This window comes from Pseudoalteromonas sp. Of7M-16, from assembly GCF_022347805.1.
Taxonomy (GTDB): domain Bacteria; phylum Pseudomonadota; class Gammaproteobacteria; order Enterobacterales; family Alteromonadaceae; genus Pseudoalteromonas; species Pseudoalteromonas luteoviolacea_F.
Genome location: NZ_JAKRFY010000011.1, coordinates 37071 through 53570, shown reverse-complemented (window position 1 = coordinate 53570; position 16500 = coordinate 37071). Strand labels below are relative to the sequence as shown.

The 16500-nt window shown below is 43.4% G+C and carries 6 protein-coding genes; all 6 read right to left on the bottom strand.

What is annotated here, in order from left to right:
• Positions 1-20: 20 nt before the first annotated feature.
• From MHN81_RS13010 to MHN81_RS12985, 6 genes are read right to left on the bottom strand one after another with little or no spacing between them, the layout of a single operon-like run.
• A complete protein-coding gene (locus MHN81_RS13010; protein ID WP_023397643.1) occupies positions 21-4121 on the bottom strand; it encodes a hypothetical protein in 4101 nt (1366 codons plus the stop codon).
• The gene (locus tag MHN81_RS13005; RefSeq protein ID WP_239425920.1) at positions 4111-8394 is read right to left on the bottom strand and encodes a HEAT repeat domain-containing protein; all 4284 of its coding nucleotides are present in this window, start codon (positions 8392-8394) and stop codon (positions 4111-4113) included. The genes MHN81_RS13010 and MHN81_RS13005 overlap by 11 nt, the downstream gene beginning before the upstream one ends.
• Positions 8373-9137, bottom strand: coding sequence for a hypothetical protein (locus MHN81_RS13000; RefSeq protein ID WP_023397645.1), 765 nt, complete (start codon positions 9135-9137; stop codon positions 8373-8375). Before MHN81_RS13000 ends, MHN81_RS13005 begins: the two co-directional genes overlap by 22 nt.
• Complete coding sequence (locus tag MHN81_RS12995; RefSeq protein WP_239425918.1) at positions 9124-11415, bottom strand: hypothetical protein; 2292 nt, start codon at positions 11413-11415, stop codon at positions 9124-9126. The genes MHN81_RS13000 and MHN81_RS12995 overlap by 14 nt, the downstream gene beginning before the upstream one ends.
• Positions 11402-14518: a poly-gamma-glutamate biosynthesis protein PgsC/CapC gene (locus tag MHN81_RS12990; RefSeq protein ID WP_239425916.1), complete on the bottom strand. Its 3117-nt coding sequence runs from the start codon at positions 14516-14518 to the stop codon at positions 11402-11404. Before MHN81_RS12990 ends, MHN81_RS12995 begins: the two co-directional genes overlap by 14 nt.
• The gene (locus tag MHN81_RS12985; protein WP_239425915.1) at positions 14518-16491 is read right to left on the bottom strand and encodes a hypothetical protein; all 1974 of its coding nucleotides are present in this window, start codon (positions 16489-16491) and stop codon (positions 14518-14520) included. The genes MHN81_RS12990 and MHN81_RS12985 overlap by 1 nt, the downstream gene beginning before the upstream one ends.
• Between the last annotated feature and the right edge of the window lie 9 nt (positions 16492-16500).

The following is a 16500-nucleotide window of genomic DNA, read 5'->3' as shown; positions in this document are numbered from 1 at the left end:
TCTAATTTAATGTAAAAGTATTAGTTTTTACTTCCGGTGAACTTTTTACGTTTCTGTTGCAGGGCCAACCAACCCGGTTTTTGGCTGCGGTTAAGTGCAGCTAAAACTGCAATAGCTTTTTCCAAAGTAATTCGCTGTGAAGCTATGTCTTTATATACCTGTTGCGCAGTTTTTTTGCGTTTAACCGCTGCGCCAGCATCTAAAAAGGATTCGACGACTTGCAAGACAAAACGGGTCACTCTATTTTGCTTAATATCTTCGACCTCTTTGTTTGACTGAGTGTCTTTTGTTTGTAATCGCTCTTTAAGGTGGGCTATTTCTGCCTGACTAAATTCATTTTGTGCATGAGGCAATTTACTTAGCTTGGCCAGAAATGCATTGAAATAGTCGTGTTCTATAACGCCGATGCGTGATGTCTGGGATAATTTGAGCAGTCCTTGGCGAAATTGAGCTTGGCTAATATGATGGCTGAGTAATTGGTCGCAAGTTTGGTGAAGATGATGCCACTTTTGCCAGGCGTATACATAATTTAGTCCGGCACCTTTGATATTTTGCATGCCTACTATGAGTTGGTGTTGGCCATCTATTCCAAGCTGTGCAATTTTTTGCGTCAGTTCATCAGCACTGATGTAGGGGTTTTCAATTAAATGTGTACGTTCTAACAGGAGTTGAATTAGCTTGTCGCTAAACGCTTTTTCGTTTTGACTCAGATCTTCTATGGCAATTAATTCTTGAGCCATGTACCAGCTATCTAAGAGGGCTTTAAAGTGCTGACGCTGACGCTCGCAGCTTACATGTTGTTCTAGAAAAGCGATAACTTGCGCTTTATCTTGCAATGTTTGGATTGTGGATTGGCTGTTGGGCAGCAGGGCTGCGAATTTTTCACACAGTGTGTGTTCTGATACTAAACACTTAAACTGCTCTAAAAGTTTAGTTAAATCTTCTTTATCATTGTTTGTGATAATGCGAGTGATGCGCGAGTGCACAGCTTGTTTGAAGTATGCGAGAAAACCATCAACATTAGTGCCAATCACCACGATATGGTCAAAGGTTAAATCTTCAACCAGTATCTGAGCGAAGACTTTGGTTCGAGCGATGCGATCATTTCGATTATTGATCAACGCGACGGTTTGTACCGTTGGCTGTTGACTTAGGGTAAACAAATTTAGGCGTCGCCAGTTCTCTATGGTCGCGAGCCGCTCATTGGCAGACATACTGTTGACGAAGGACTGCGTGATGTTGCCTATTGGTGCCTGTTCAAAATGCTGTAAAACGCCAATGTCAGGGACAATCCTCTCCGCTGTTTCTTTAAACACATAATCCTTGTTGATGCCAATATATTGGGCCATTTTACAGACCAATGCGATGTTATCGGGGTGCTCTTCATAGGGGTACAAAGCGCGAATATCATCGGTAATTTGAAAGCCATCCCCCCAATGCACTTGAATTAGAGTGGAGTTTTTTTGTTCCGCCGATTTGTTGAGAATTGGGAACATGCATTGTTCGGCAGTAAATACTTGTGTATTTGAGCCGATAAATGCAGACATTTCATTGGCTACGTCGATACCTGTGGGGCCTAAAATATCTTCGTGGTCTGGATAGGCATTGGTGATAGTGGCAAAGTTGTCATTCATCCAGCGCCTTAAAATTCTGACGTATCTTGGCGTAAGCCCCATGCATTCCCATAAAAACACATCAGCTTTGACTGATTTGGCAAATGCCAATACATCGCTTTGCTCCCAAATACTGGCCTTATCGAATGGTCTAAACAATGGCAGCTCGTGTTGCTCCCCATTGCTGGTTGTATAAATCATCATGGCTTCACAGCCCGTGGTTTTGGTGATCACCTTTAGCGCTATGCTGCTAAAAAGCGCAGATTTTAGGCGCTCAGTCCCTGATTTTCCTCTGGTTCCCCAGCCACCAATTGAGATTGGAATGTGTTTTCGGTTGCGCTGAATATCCTGGCTTACTTTTATATGGCGAGACCAAAAATAAGCCATAAAGGCACAGACAAAAAATACCAGCTGGCCAATGCTGTTTTGGTAAATTGAATATAAGTACTCTTTGAAGCCCAAGCTAATATTAATCAGCGCAGTGGTGATTGAGGAGCGTGCAAATAGTTGGCGAATACCGCTTTCAACTGGAAACTCAGCATTGAGCGTAGAGCCATATTCATTAAACTCAATTTTAAAACCAAGCTGCCGAATCGTTTCAATGTAATTTTGCTGTTCAATTTCTCCGCCTTTTCTCAGTTGATCGAATGACGCAAATTTGAGTGAAATATGCCAGTATGCGCGCAGCCTTTTGAGCAAAGAATCTGGACGAGTGATCGTCAAAATACCATCTGGTGTGTAACTTTTTGCTTGCGTTGGTAAGTGGTCTTGACTCAGTATCGAGAGCAAGTAATCAGGCAGTGGTAAGTAAGGACGCGCGGAATGCTCGTTTAAATGGTAGAGCGCTTCCCCTGGCACATTGGTTTCACTGATCTCAGCTGTGGTGCAACTAGGAACATGTAACTCAGCAGAGGGCTTTTTAGCTTTAGTATGACTATAGCTTTGCCTTTTGTCCGTGCTAGGTGTAAAAAACTCATGCCATATTCGCCAAAACCTGCGGCCCTTCATGGTACCTTCATGGATCTGCCACGATTGGCCTTGTTTGTAACCATTAAAACCGAGCTCTGACTGCGCTATAAAACTCAATGCGCGGCCAATCTCATCCAATCCGGCGTCGCTATGTAGCGAGATCGTTTGTTTAGCGGCTAATTGGTCCTCAATATCTACGATAAGTTCCTGAATATAAAAACTATTGAGTTGCTCGCGCGTCCGCGAAATAAAACGCCTTACCGCGAGATTTGGCTCCCGCTCTAATTGCGTGTTGAGGACATCGATAAAGCGCTCAAATATCGCATCTGGTTGCTCAGTCTCAAGTTGCATATTGAGCATGAGTCGAGCACTTTGCTCCAATATAATACGTTTGATCTCAAAGCTTTCTTCACTTTGCAAGCAGTGCTGCCAATGGCTAAATGCAAAGTTGTTTTCGCTAAATCGCGCCGCGGTTAATTGTTTGATAAGCGTAAATCGAATGGCGTCAGCAGTTTCATCGGCAAATCTTTGTTCTAACAGTTGAATTGCAAAACTGTCTTCATAATAGGGGATGAATTCGATTGTTGCTTGTCTTACTCTAGGGTAGGGGTGGGTGGCGAGTTGCTGCAAAAGTTTTAAGTCTGAATTTGTCAAAGTGCGTTGCTGAACCAATACTTTTGGCAGGGCTATCAGAATGAATAGCTGATCATTACTTTTGGGCTTTTCAGGAAAGTCATTAACAGACTCAGCCACTTTAGACCACATAAAGCTGCGAATAAATGTAGGGCGCTGGTGTATAAGAATTTCTAAAATATCTATGACAGCAAGGTAAGGCGTGTTTTCAGCCTCTAACAATTCTATAAGCTGCGCGACTAAATCCGCATCCAGCTCAGGATCGGCGCTAAATTCGTGGATCAGGGAAACTTGATTCACTAGCGCACGGATCATGCCGTGACGAATATGAAAGCTGTTGCTATGCGCGAGCAAATGAATGAAAAATGGCTGCAAATCTAATTTCTGCCAAGCTGTGTTTAAATCATCTTTACTCGAACGAAGGTAACGATTCGTCAATGCCCCTAACTTGGCTATCAAAAACTTTAAATCCTGTTCTATTTCAGAAACCTTGGATTGATAGCGGGAAATGACCGCTCCCTCATCGAACCAGCGAGCAAAGGCTAACTTATCTTTTTGTAACTGTAAGCGTGTTGCCCCTAGCTGCTCCGCATATTTTAAAATATGCAGTTCTTTCTCCGCTTTTAATTCCGCTTTATTAAGCCTTTCAATGAAGCTCTTGTAATCGGCATCAATCGCCTGAAGTTTGCTGTGGTAATTTTCAATTTTATGACGTAAAAAAGCGATGGTTTGTAAAAGCTGCCAATAAGATGTTTGTTCTTGCTCAGGCTTGTTTTTAACCAGCTCCCATTCAGCTAGTTCATCGACAAGAGTTTGGTATTTGTGCTGATACAGGTTGAGCCAAAATCGCTCTGTATCGGCAAATAAGAGGTCTTGTAATTGTCGTTTTAAGGTTTTATCTGCCATTAATGTCTTGCTCTAGGAAATGGGTTAGTTGCAGAGATTCAAATATAATTTCGTCGTGAGCAAACGGCGCGAAGCCGGTATTTTGTAAATTGCCTAAGGTGACTTCAAAGCGCACGTTGTGGTTGTTTCTAAACCAGTCCTGCGTCCAGTTTAAACTTATCCACCCAGCCGTTTCTTCGCTAAAATCGAAAAGCGTCTGCCAACTGATTGAAGTTAAGTACTGCCACGTTGCATTGGGACGATGTTGATCGGCAAAGACATAACTGCTGCTTAATCCAACGCTGAAAATATGACCTTCATAATATTGTTGCCAGTTGCCACTGAGTGTTGCGGTATCTAAGCTAGTCCAGTCTTCGTTAGAAACGGTGCTAATTTGGGCACTGAATTGGCTATCAACCCAAGGTTGATATCGGATCCGGTAGCCCCCCTGCCAGCCGTGCATGTGCTGAGCACGGTAAAAGTTATACATATCTTGGCTGATAAGTGGGTCATCCAAGTATTCTTGTTTTTCGATACTGGTGTAATAAAAATAGGGTTGCCACCACCACTGATGCCGAACAGAAACATCATCTCGCCAAATCTGACCGATTGTTGCATCAATATGTGAAGTTAAGTGACTTTCATTGTTGAGTTCAGCCTCTTGCCAGCGGTTGTACATGCCTGCTTCTACGAACCAAGGGGTGTCGTCATCCAGCCAGTTATAAATGCCGTTTAGAGCGAAAGATTCGTAGCGTAAATTGTTTAGGCGGTATGCGCCTTCTAGCCTGTACCAATTTTGCCGATAACGATTGCGCAATCTGATCCCGAAATCGAGACGGTGTGCAGTGTCTATTGGCTCGCTTGTTTGAAAAATGCCATCTCTGTCATAACTCATAAAGCCTTCAATATGGGTCTTATTGCCATTAGCATTGATCAGGGGTGTATTAAAATGTTTTGCTAACTGTTCAAAGTGCAAAGTTGGGCGCGTTAATTTAAGCGGCGTAACCGGCGGGGCCACTGCAAGCTTTTGGCGATTTGCATTGAGTTGCCATGCAAACAGGCGGGCTAGATTTGCGTAGTGGTGGGGGATTTTAATGGTGCCCGCAGGATAAAACCCGATTTCTTCTTGTCGCTGTTTGTCTTTGAACTGTTCTATCTTAACCAAAGCGTCATGGTCAAGTTTAGCGATGATTGGCTGCTCGCTGGTGGCATAGTAAAACAGCTGTCTTTGATCCAGTTCAACACTCTGCCACTGTGTTCCTTTGAGCACCTGAACTTCAACCTGCAACACTTGTGATAAGTAAGGGTTAAGCCAACGGATTTTGACTATCCCATCGCGCAGCTCAGCTTGCTCTAGGCCAAATGGACTTTGCGTGTTTGAAACAGGCCATACAGTATTGTCATTGGCTGTTTCTATCGCGACTAATGTGGCGGCATTGGAAATTAACTCAGCATCAGAAAAATAGAACATTAATCGTATTTGCATGGCTGATAATGCGCTGAAATCTAGAGAAAGCGTGTGATAAGGGCGAATGGTGATCCCCTTTGTTTCTGCATTTGTGGCAGTGTGACGACTCAGTTGCTCAGCAATACTACGTGTTTCAATGGGCGTTAGGTCAACAAGTTGTGTTCCGGCATAATTGAGATATTTTTGCACCGGCACCCAGTGACCATAACTGTGCACCCGATCGTGAAGTTGAGAGAGTGAGGGTGGCACATTGAGCTTGTTTAGTTTGGAAAATAGCGCTGTAAATTCGTGATCCTTTAACGAATTTTGCTCTAGTCGATACAGACTATTATTAAGTAGCTTGGTAAACGCTGCCGAATTGTAAGTGTTGGTAGTGTGCAACAGTTCCAAAAAAGGTGTGCCAAATGCAAACTCGCTAAGTTGCTGCGATGAATATGGATTAAAGTAAGTCGAGTCAAATATTTGCAATTGGACAAAGGTTGTTTCTTTGCTGCTCAATGTGAGGGTTTCGCCTGCGCGCAAAGAAATTACACTATTGGATGCCACTGACAAAGGCGCTTCTATAGGTGTATGGACGGATGTTGTGGATAACACGTCACTATATATTGGCATAAAGTGCAGCTTGGCACCTTTGTCTGCGTGTAGCCAGCTAATGGCGTGTTCACCTGACTTTAATCCATAAGTGCGTGCACTAACGTTTACATTAATATCAGAGTGAGCCGTGATGGTTAGAGGTTGCTGCTCCAAACGGTACGCTTTGTATTCCGCTGTTTCGGCAGTCAATTGCACATGTTGAGCGTGTGTAATGTCATACCTAGGCTGTATATCCAACAATTGTCCCCCATATGAAGCATAACCGAGTCGATCATAGAGAGTGCTATCGTTTGAGTTAGTTTGGCGTTTGTCGTGATCCAACCATAGTGTTTCTAACAGTTTTCCCTGTGCCAACAATGTGCTTGTTACCAGCTTTGCACAGCCTTTGAGCTGTTGCTTCAATGCACATAAGCCTTGAATATTAAATATTTGGTTGGTTTGTTGGTATCTACTTAGCAGTCTTTGCGCGGCGAAATCACTTAATGCTTTATTGTCTTGTTGCAGTAGTGCTGCTAAATAACGCAACACGGCGTTTTGACGGTTGAGGCTGGTGAGAATGTCCAATCTCAATTGCCATGCACGTAGTTGCACATTAGGGAAAGGGCTATCCAATAAAGCTCTTAACTTTGGCAGTGCCTTTGTTGGGGATTGTTTCGCCAGATATTCAACTTCCCCTAATTGATACATCCAGTGGCTTTGACTGTGTGCAAGTGCGAGCAAAGGAGGGGGTTGTGCTGTTGTTTGCAATTTAAAGTTAGATAGACTGTTTAAAAAGCTCTTTGCTTTATCTGCTTGAATATGTTGCATGAGTGTCGCAATAGTGGGGCTTTTAAGTGACAAAGGGTCAGGCTGAGCGTAAAGGAGCTCGTTATTGGGTAAAGGCAGCAGTGTGCGCACTTGCATGGCGATATCGACCTTGGCGTCACTGGCAGAAAATACAGTGACTTCTGTTGCGCTCATATCAATATGTAGATTAAGCGGTACAAAGCCTTGTTTGGGGAGCACTTTAATTTTATGACGTACTTTTTTAATATCAATAACAAGTTCAGTCGGTCTGTTTGACCTGACGTAAAAAATGGTATTTTCGCTGACTCGCGGTTCATCGCTAATGTTATACGTCAAAGATTTTACGAGGCGGTTATATTGCAGCATTCCTGTTGTATGGCTTTGCATTAGCCGCTGCTTTGCTTCGCGCGGCGCTTGATAAATCGCCACGAGCCTACGGTGAGTGGTCAATGGTTTATTGGTATTGCTTTGAGGTGTTAAAAACGTGCCAGTAGAGATAGTACTAATGAAGTCTTGGTGGCGTCTGAGTGCCAAAGCGCTTGCATGTTCAGGGTTAAATTGCGTGATACTCGAAATGTCATGGTCAAAATAAATTTGGTGAAGCGCGCTATCTAAGTTATTGACCCAATATGGATTGAGCAGTTTCTCTTGCTGTTTTATACCCGCACCTTGATCATATATTCCACGGTGCATTTGTTCGAGCTTGACCCAAGTGCTAGAGCTACTATGTAAAGTTAAATAGCTGTTTGCGGGGACTGCGATATAATCCACATTCGCTACCCCTAATTTATGGTGGATAAACTCCTGAGCCTGTGCTTCAGAAACGTTTATGATGCTTGCTGGAATTCCATTGATCAAGGCCTGCACTTTACCTCCTTGACTTAAGTCATGGAGGTTTCGATGCACTGTCAGTTTTAGCTTTTTTGCTTGCTCAAAATACACCTTAATACTTTGCGATTTATTCAACGGGTAAATAGTCGTATATTCTTGTGCTAATGCGATGGTTTTTCCTGGTAAAGGCAGAGCCACAGCACGACGAAAGGGGTCTCTGTGAGCATGTTGAAAGCCACGCCATAATTCAAACTGACCATCTTGTTGTTGGTTGATGACTTTTATCACTCGCGGTCGCAAAGAGGCATTTAGCTGACACATGTTTTGTTGGCAGATCCACTGTTGCTTGTTTATTTGCATGAGCGCACTGAAGGTTTGACCCTGCCAAAAAGACAGAGAATCCAACGACTCTAGTGTGGTCGAAAGCCATTGCCCAGCAGGCAAAAATAGATATTTGGCCTGCTCATGATTAAGGCTGATGTCTGCTGCGCTTCGCGTGAGTTGATAGGTGCCAGCGTCATACCATCGTACATCGGCTTGCAAGTTTGCATTTTTTCCGAATGCCTGAGTGATAAATAACCCGCAAACTAATATCAGCGTGAGTAAGAGAGGCATAAATTAAATTGCTCCATACTGGCTGATTGAGAGATAAGTTTTGAGCGCATGGGTTTGCTGATTTCAATATGGATAAACCGGTGCGGAGCGAGCCCTATTTTGTGTAATACATTTTTGGTTCCACCGAGTTCAAAGACGTCTTTTTGATAAACAAAGGTCTGTTCACTTAGTCCCAATAAACATGTTTGTAACTTAGCGAGTTTTGCGTTGTAGCTTCTGCCTTGACTCAATATAAAGTCGGCTTTTTTTCCTTGTGCGGATTTACGCTTTTTTTGATTAAATCCATGCAATTGAAATATAGAAGCATTAGGGTGCATAGAGTGAAAAGCTTGAACGGCCGCGACATGAAGCCCGCGTTGTCGTTTTGAGTAGTCCATGGGTTGACTGTCCATGCTTTCGCTATATCTGTGGTAGGTATTGTAAACCATCATATTACATGTGGACTCAAACAGTGTCTGACCAATTTGAAGCGTGTGTTTGTCGTGAAACTGATGGGGAATCGAAACAAAACAGGGTTTGCCCGCTGGCTGGTACACCAATGCCCCCCCTCCATTGACAGCAGTTGGCGATATTAGTGCATGTACGGGGCGTTGTTGCGACCCCTGTTGATGATATTCCCAAGGCGCGATTGTATGGGGCTGAGAGAGCCAATTGCTTATTTGTTGCCACTGTATCTCTGCCGTGGCAAAACAATGCAAGCTGGCGCTGCCAAGCAGTACTGTGACGATTTTATGTATTTTCATTCTGCCACCATTGGGGGGTAAGTGGTTGTGCGCTATGTTCTTCTAAAATACTTATCCACATCTCATCTTCAGCCGATATCGCAAATTTTTCAAGTGTTTGCATGTCTGTTCCGATTTTGATTGTAATGGGCGGGTAACTGACAATATCGGTCGATTGCGGGTGAAGCATAAATGCCTGTTTGTTTGTGGGGATAAGTGCATACCTTTTTGTCGCAACAGTGTACTCATTGGTGATACCTGCATGGTATTGCCCACTGAGTTGTGTATTGATAACTAACGGAGACCGCTCAACTCGATCAGCTGGATATGTGAATGGTTTAATAACGATCGAAAGAGGCTTATCTTTGCCCTGATAGTCCATAGAAAAGGTATCACCACGATTAATTTTATATAGACGTGATTTAATAAAGTGGCGGTTGCTGCCCTGATTTGTAAACAGCATAGTTGTTTTATTCGTGTTGGAAACTAACTCATTGCTCAACGTACTCGCAGTGGCATCAAATTCAACATATTTGGGTTTTTTATCGGTTAGGGCAATCACCTTTGGTGTTTTTAACTGCGTATCGTTGTTGAGAGTTATGGCATCGATGCCGTCAATTTGACTAAAATGCACTGGAGTTGGCTCGCTGCTAGGTTCAAAGTAGTTAGGCGGGCTGAAAATGAGCGCAGTGTTTGAAATAGGGTGTTGGTCAAACAGTGCTTCTGAAGCGTAATCAGTATCTTTAACAACAGGCAGAGGCGGTGCTTCAAATAAACGCACTTTTAAGATCTGCTGCAATTCAGTGAAGACAAATTCATTGCTGGCTTTTTGCGCGAACCAGGCACCAATTTCGGTAAAGTTGCTCAATGGGTTCTCACACAGTTGCTCGCATACAACATTTTGATAATGAAATTCTCGGCGTCGGCTTTGCAGTTTAACCGCTAAACTACCTTGGCTTGAGATACTGATTTTTGCGGTGTTGTCAGGCAGTCGCAGATAGTACTTTTCACTTTCGTTGACAATGAGTCGCAAGGTTTCAGGAGTGATCAAGCGATCGAATTGGGAAACTCGGGACTCCAAGTCAATTTTATGGCGAGCGAATACTTGGCCCTTTTCGTCATACAATGAGAGCAAGGCTTGTGTATCTTGTGCGTTTAGCGCACGTATATCCATCACCACATCGCTGCCCCCTGCGACGGTGTAATTAGCAGGGGTATCTGGTGTCAATATGTAATAATAGCTATGCAAAGCTGCAACGGATTGCTCTGACTGATACCAATGTGTGAGTGCTGGTAGACTGGACTGAATGGTTATCAAACCGGGACGAATGTCGTCAATTTGAAAGGTGTTATCGAAGATTAACCTTGCTTGCAATTCGTAAGGGGCGACTTGCTGACTTAAGTCATGCCAAGTTAGGCGCAGAGTGCTCAGCGGCACGGTACTATTAAATTGCAGCGGTTCGTTGTTTTTCACTCGAAATGTTGCGGTTAAATTGGGGGCAGAATAAAAGCTATCTAGATCCCATTGCTGTGCGGAAAAGTCATAGGTAATCACATTATAGGGTAGCGTTTCGTACAAGATGTCGCTGACAAAATCAATATTGGGGATCCCTTGCGGTGCAAGTTTCGTCCAGTCATAACTAACTGCGTTGGTAAGCTCATGTGTGGTGAGAGCATTGCCACCTAGGGTGTGGTAATTCAACATTCGCTCACGCCAATCTACCGGCAGCTTCAACCATATTTGTTGGCTGTCATCTATATCTGTGGGAGTTTGCGCATGTAACCTAACAACGACACCTCGCAATGTATCCTCTTCAGGGATCAGTTTTAATTTGATTTGGCTAGCGTCAGGATAATTTGATACATCGATATAAAAAGACTGCCCCGACGCGACAGACAAAGCTTTTCGGTCTTCAATGATTTGCTTGACTTGCTGTTCTTGCGCTGCCAGCACCAATTTTGATGCGTGATGGTATGTGTGTTCATCTAATAGTCCCCCTTGGCTATTAAATAGTTGATATTGGACAGCGTAATTGACAGGTTCGTCAAAAGCTTGTTGACCATCAAAAATAGCATTAGAAAGTAATCGTATGGATCGAGTTCTAGATGAAGAAAAGTTGAATGAAATATATTTGTCGTTTGGTAACCAATGAACCACAGAGCGTGTTTCGTCTTCGCTGCGCTCCTCCAGCTGCTCAGCAGAGGTTAACCACAAAACCCCATTAAAGCTAACCCACGACATGATAATCAGAAGTACTAAAGTAATGACCAAGTGCAGTATTTTTTTAATCCAATACATGCTGTAGCCTCCCTGACGCATAGTTAAAGTCGTTGATGGTCAGCACTTTATTGCTTGTGGGGGTGTATATTGCCAATATCTTATTACGCAACCTAATGGTGAGTGCGAGTTGCTGTGTTTGCTCTATTCGAACGGCCTGCAAGTGACAATCTGAGTGCCTTTTGCAAAACTCAAAGAGCAGAGGCAGGTGCTGATCCTGCGAGTATTGCTCGGCGAGCGTACGAATATCATGGGTGATAGAAGTTGCAGTCTCTAACAGCCAATCATTTGGGCTCAGTACGACTGTGTTGAGCGGCTTAATATAAGGCTGCGCGGATACTGCGAGCAAACGTTGTAGTAGCGCTTGTTCAGAAATAGCGAAGTGCTGTTTAAAGTCTGACGCTAACCACAGTGTGGCAAGCTCACTAACTGGGCTAAATAGCCGATAACCGGATTGCGGTGAAGTACCAATTTCAAGCCCGCGTGTTTCTACTTGTCCAGCAACAATTTGGGTGTTGACTCCCAAATTTTTCAACGTGTGCTGTAACTCCTTGAGGGTGTTGTTTTGTTGCTCATCGGGATGAGTAAATTGGAATGCAATTGCGCTGGGCCTGATATATGAGGGGGCGCTATGGCTACGCACTTGAAGACTAAGAATTGGCTGGGCGGAAAAATAACGAAGCGTACCCTGATGAATTACGTTGAATAAGCTTCTGACATTCGCTGGAGCCATAACATTTGCTTGTTCGTTGGCATAAGGGTGAGCACCTGCGATGAGCAGGGACTTAGCATTGGTGCTGGCAAATAGCTTACCAGAAAACTTGAGGGTGTTACTTTCAAACAAGGGCCTAGGTACTTGGATATTTAACATTGCATCTGGGTGCATGTTAATGACATAAAGTCCTTGCCCTTGTTGGTAGCTTTGCGGTGTATTCAAAGGAGCAAGTACAATGTATTGCGCTTGCTCATTGTCAAGAATTTGGATTTGATAGCCCATCATATTGGCAATATGGTTGATGCGAGCTAAGCGGTTCAACTCATTTTGATCAAATTCTCTATCTGATTGCTGCTCAACAAGATCATATAAGGGGCCGAGGATTTCAAATTCCCAAAGGGCCGCCTCATTGTTGGTCAATTCTTGATATTGGTTACTGCCTTTGGCACTGATGTGCGGAGCAAAAGCGTCGATGATTTCATCAAGTTCTGAGTCAATAAATGTGACGGCGACATCTGTGCCAGTACTGGCACTTAGCACCACTTCAGACAAGAGGTTTGAGTAACTCGGCCCGTCAATATAGGCTTCGACCATTTTGCCATTAAAATCGGGAGTTGGCAGGCTGCTACTATGCAGCATCCCAAATTGGCCGCGCTCGAAGCCCATCAAATTAGTTAGCTGACGCTGAGACAGTGATGTTGGTAGTTGATTAAAAATCCAAAACTGGCTTTGCACTCCAAATGGACTCAATTGCAGTTGAGTTCGGGTATATTGATTAACCGACCGTATTTGCAGTACTTCAGGCTCGTCAATCACCGTAAAGAATGCATTGTAAAAGGGACTTTGCTGAGACACTTGTTGTGTTGCAATAGAAGGGGTGAATTGTGTACCCAATACTAGAGCGTTACTTTCTAACAATTGAAACAACAGTCCTGCGGCATCGCTGGCTACGCGCTCACTTGAGGGATATGGCACACTGATAACATGAGATTTGCTCGGTGTTTTTGAGAGCACATAAAAGCCTCTAACCATATTTGTATTGGTATCTCTGATATATAAATATTGTTGGTCTTCAAATAGAGAGAACTGGGCCTGTGAGAGCAGGCGCCTCGCTAGGCGAATATTCTCCTGATCTTGCCTATCGCGATTGAGTACTCTGATAGCGCTAATGAAGCTTTGAATAGACTGCGCTTGTTGGTATTGACTGATCGAAACATGTTCGCTTTGCTGTGTGTATAAATAGCTTTTATATGCGCTAATTTGTTGACTCAAAGCAACTTCAGTATCGCCATTGGCATTTAATTGTTCTGCTGGTGTTGTAAAAATAGCAGGGATAAACATTATTAAAAAGCCGGTCGTAATGGCAACTAACCCTCCGACAATTGATGTTTGAAAAGTGGCACGTATAACTAAACCTAGAGCATTTTTTTGATATATTTTTAAAGCGAGCAAGGTTGAAAGCATGTAACCAAATGCAAATGTGTCGGTGACTTTTAACGTTGGGTAATAATTTACCACAACATAATTTAAGACGATTTTGTATAAGAATCCGATATTAAAAAAGAACAGTAGTAACCTTGCACCTTCAAAATTTGCATGGCGCAATTTTGTGAAGGTCAATATTGACCCGCCCAATATCAAGATCACAGCTGTTTCGGCGAAAGACGTAAGTAATTTAGTTGGTTGCATCAATTGCAGAGCAAGCAGCGCGGGCAGCATGATACCATTAAATTCCCAGCCATATTTGATATTGGCCCGGGACGCAATAAAGGCGGTTATCACCAAAATAATATAGGCTTTAGGTGCTGCCACGATGGATGCTGCTACTGCTTCGTACATAATAGCAAGGTTGGCAATACTAAAGTTTGTAAATGGCATCAAAATAAAACGTACTAGCAAGTAGGTCACGAAGAGCTGGATCAAGGTAACTCGCATGCCATATTTGAACCCACCATTCCACATGACATTGGCGGTCAAAGCAATGATGACCAACCCGAGACTGTATAGCTGGCTTGAGTAATCAAACGTGATATCCCACTGAGCCAGATACATTGCTACCAGTGGCCACAGTAAGGTGTCCATAACCACCCTAACTAAAATGCTAATAAGAATGATGGCGAAAAAACGATCTCGACCAAACATTTCGCCAAAACCAAATCTTTCCATCAAGGTTTTGGCACTAAAAAGCATCACGGTGTAAACCACTATGGCCTCAATAATGATGACCACGGCAGAAACAGGTGTAACTATGAATAGGGGGACGAGATAACCTGGTACGACAAGCCCTGTCAGAGGAAAACCAAAACGTAAATTAAGCATACAAACTACAGCAATACCAACCCACACAGTGGTAATGACGGACTGCCCTAAACCACTACCATTGGGAAATAGCTGTAGTACCCAATCCATTAAGGTTGCGCCTTAATATCGTGGCTTTCTAGCTCACTGATAGGTTGGATCATTTCGAGCTGTTTTATCAGCTGAGCAGGGTCTTCCAGTTGCTTAATTAAAAAAGAAATATCAATAAATTCAAACAATATACCACCAACTTCGAAAGGCTCGCCAATACTGCTGGTGGTACGTGCCGCGCGCAAAGAACGTATGCTTAAGATGAAAGTTGCCTGACCGAGTTGTGCGGGCATGTATAGTTCACCTTGTTGTAAAGTGATGTAGCGTAGTTTTCCTTTGGCTTTTTCACTGTCGAGATGAGTTACGCGCTCTAGTAAATCTAGCGCCGTCATTTCAAATAGCGACATCTCATTGTGTTTTGCGATTTCCTCAATTCTTTGATTCGTTTGTACGACTTGGCCAAAAAGATTAAACATGATGGCTGCTGTATGGATCTGATTGAAAACGTGTTCAAGTGTCGAGAGCTTTTGCTCCATGTCACCGATAGATGACTTAACTTGCTGGCTTAACGGCTTTTGAAGCGCTAACGTTAGCGCTTTTGTAAGCGCACTGGTATTGGCTTTTTGTTGATTTTCAAAGATGCGAAAGTGGAAAAGTAGCTCTCCGATTTGATTGGCAAAGCGGTTCACGTTTTGAATAAATCGTTCTTCGTCAAAATACTCGTTGGGTTCTACCGTCATGGCCCAAAAACCACGTATATCTCCTGCATACATTAACGGCACCACATACTGAGCTTCAGACTCAGTTAACTCATTGAAAAAGGGGCGTGTAATATGTAATGCGCCAAAAGCTTTAATGGCATCAGAGTAAGGAGGGCGCTCATAATCTCGACGCATTTCGTGAATATCAGATAAACTACAATTGATAGCGCGGATCTCGTGAAGCCTGTGATCCCCCTCGGTACGCGCTAGAAAAATTGAGCGTTTCAATGCCAATTGTTGGTTTACCAAGGTGATAATGGCATCCCAAGGGCTGCTTTGTGCACTAAATGCCTGCGGTAGATACCTGCCCATCATTCGCTGCTGAACATTGCCAATGATGTCGTTCAATTCAATCTCTTCGGCCCACTTTCGAGAGAAAAAGACCCAGAGCAAAGTCACCAAATTGGTAAATATAATTTGCCCGCTCGGTAAAAAATAATTGAAGAATCTGACACATACATAGGCTGATAGAATACAGCACACGATCACCACGCAGGCAATCATCAGTCCTGTACTAAAGCTACACCTCTGGTAGGTGATGAGCAAGATGGCCAAAATGAGCAATTGCATCGCAGCTGCATATGTGGTCGGTGTCAACGTGACTAAGGTTTGCTCTAAAAAATTATCTGCGATATAAGCGTGAAGATAAACCGGATCTCTGAATGTATCAATTTTTGGCGCCCTTACAGGCAGCGCAAAGTTCAATTGGTTTTGGGAAACCAAAACGACTTTACCTTGTAGTTGGGTTAAGAAAACATCATCAGATAGCAGCCTGTCTGAGCTGAATTTGGTTAAAGCTTGTGGTGCAAGTGAAAAATCAAGCAACTGGCCTCGCGCCCGATATTGCTCGCCAAGTATAGCTTGCCAAACACTTTTACAATGGCTGGGAGCTTGTTGAATGATAATTTCATACCCCAGCCAAGATTCCAGTGTTGGCAGGCAGTATCTTGGATCTGCGTAGGGGAAGTAGACATTGTCAAAAGACAATTGTTGGTTTCCGCCAACGTGGCTAAATATGACAATTGCTTTTGCTTGTTGCTCCCTGAGCTTAGAAATGAGTGCTGTTTGCTCCGCCAGCAAGTTATTGGACTCGATCACCACAACTTGTGTATTTTGCCTGTTCAGGTTTTGGCTAAATTCAAGGTAAATAAGCGCATTTAATTTGTCTAACGTACCGGTAAACGTGATCAGTAACGTCAGTGCGCACAGCAGCATAGTAGACCAAAAAGTCTTTTGTCGTTTGATTATAAAAAACTGCTGCTTTATCGACATATTGAGCAA

Excerpts from the sequence above, each read along its gene's own strand:
- MHN81_RS13010 (WP_023397643.1), bottom strand. The coding sequence starts at position 4,121 with ATGGCAGATAAAACCTTAAAACGACAATTACAAGACCTCTTATTTGCC.
- MHN81_RS13005 (WP_239425920.1), bottom strand. The coding sequence starts at position 8,394 with ATGCCTCTCTTACTCACGCTGATATTAGTTTGCGGGTTATTTATCACT.
- MHN81_RS13000 (WP_023397645.1), bottom strand. The coding sequence starts at position 9,137 with ATGAAAATACATAAAATCGTCACAGTACTGCTTGGCAGCGCCAGCTTG.
- MHN81_RS12995 (WP_239425918.1), bottom strand. The coding sequence starts at position 11,415 with ATGTATTGGATTAAAAAAATACTGCACTTGGTCATTACTTTAGTACTT.
- MHN81_RS12990 (WP_239425916.1), bottom strand. The coding sequence starts at position 14,518 with ATGGATTGGGTACTACAGCTATTTCCCAATGGTAGTGGTTTAGGGCAG.
- MHN81_RS12985 (WP_239425915.1), bottom strand. The coding sequence starts at position 16,491 with ATGTCGATAAAGCAGCAGTTTTTTATAATCAAACGACAAAAGACTTTT.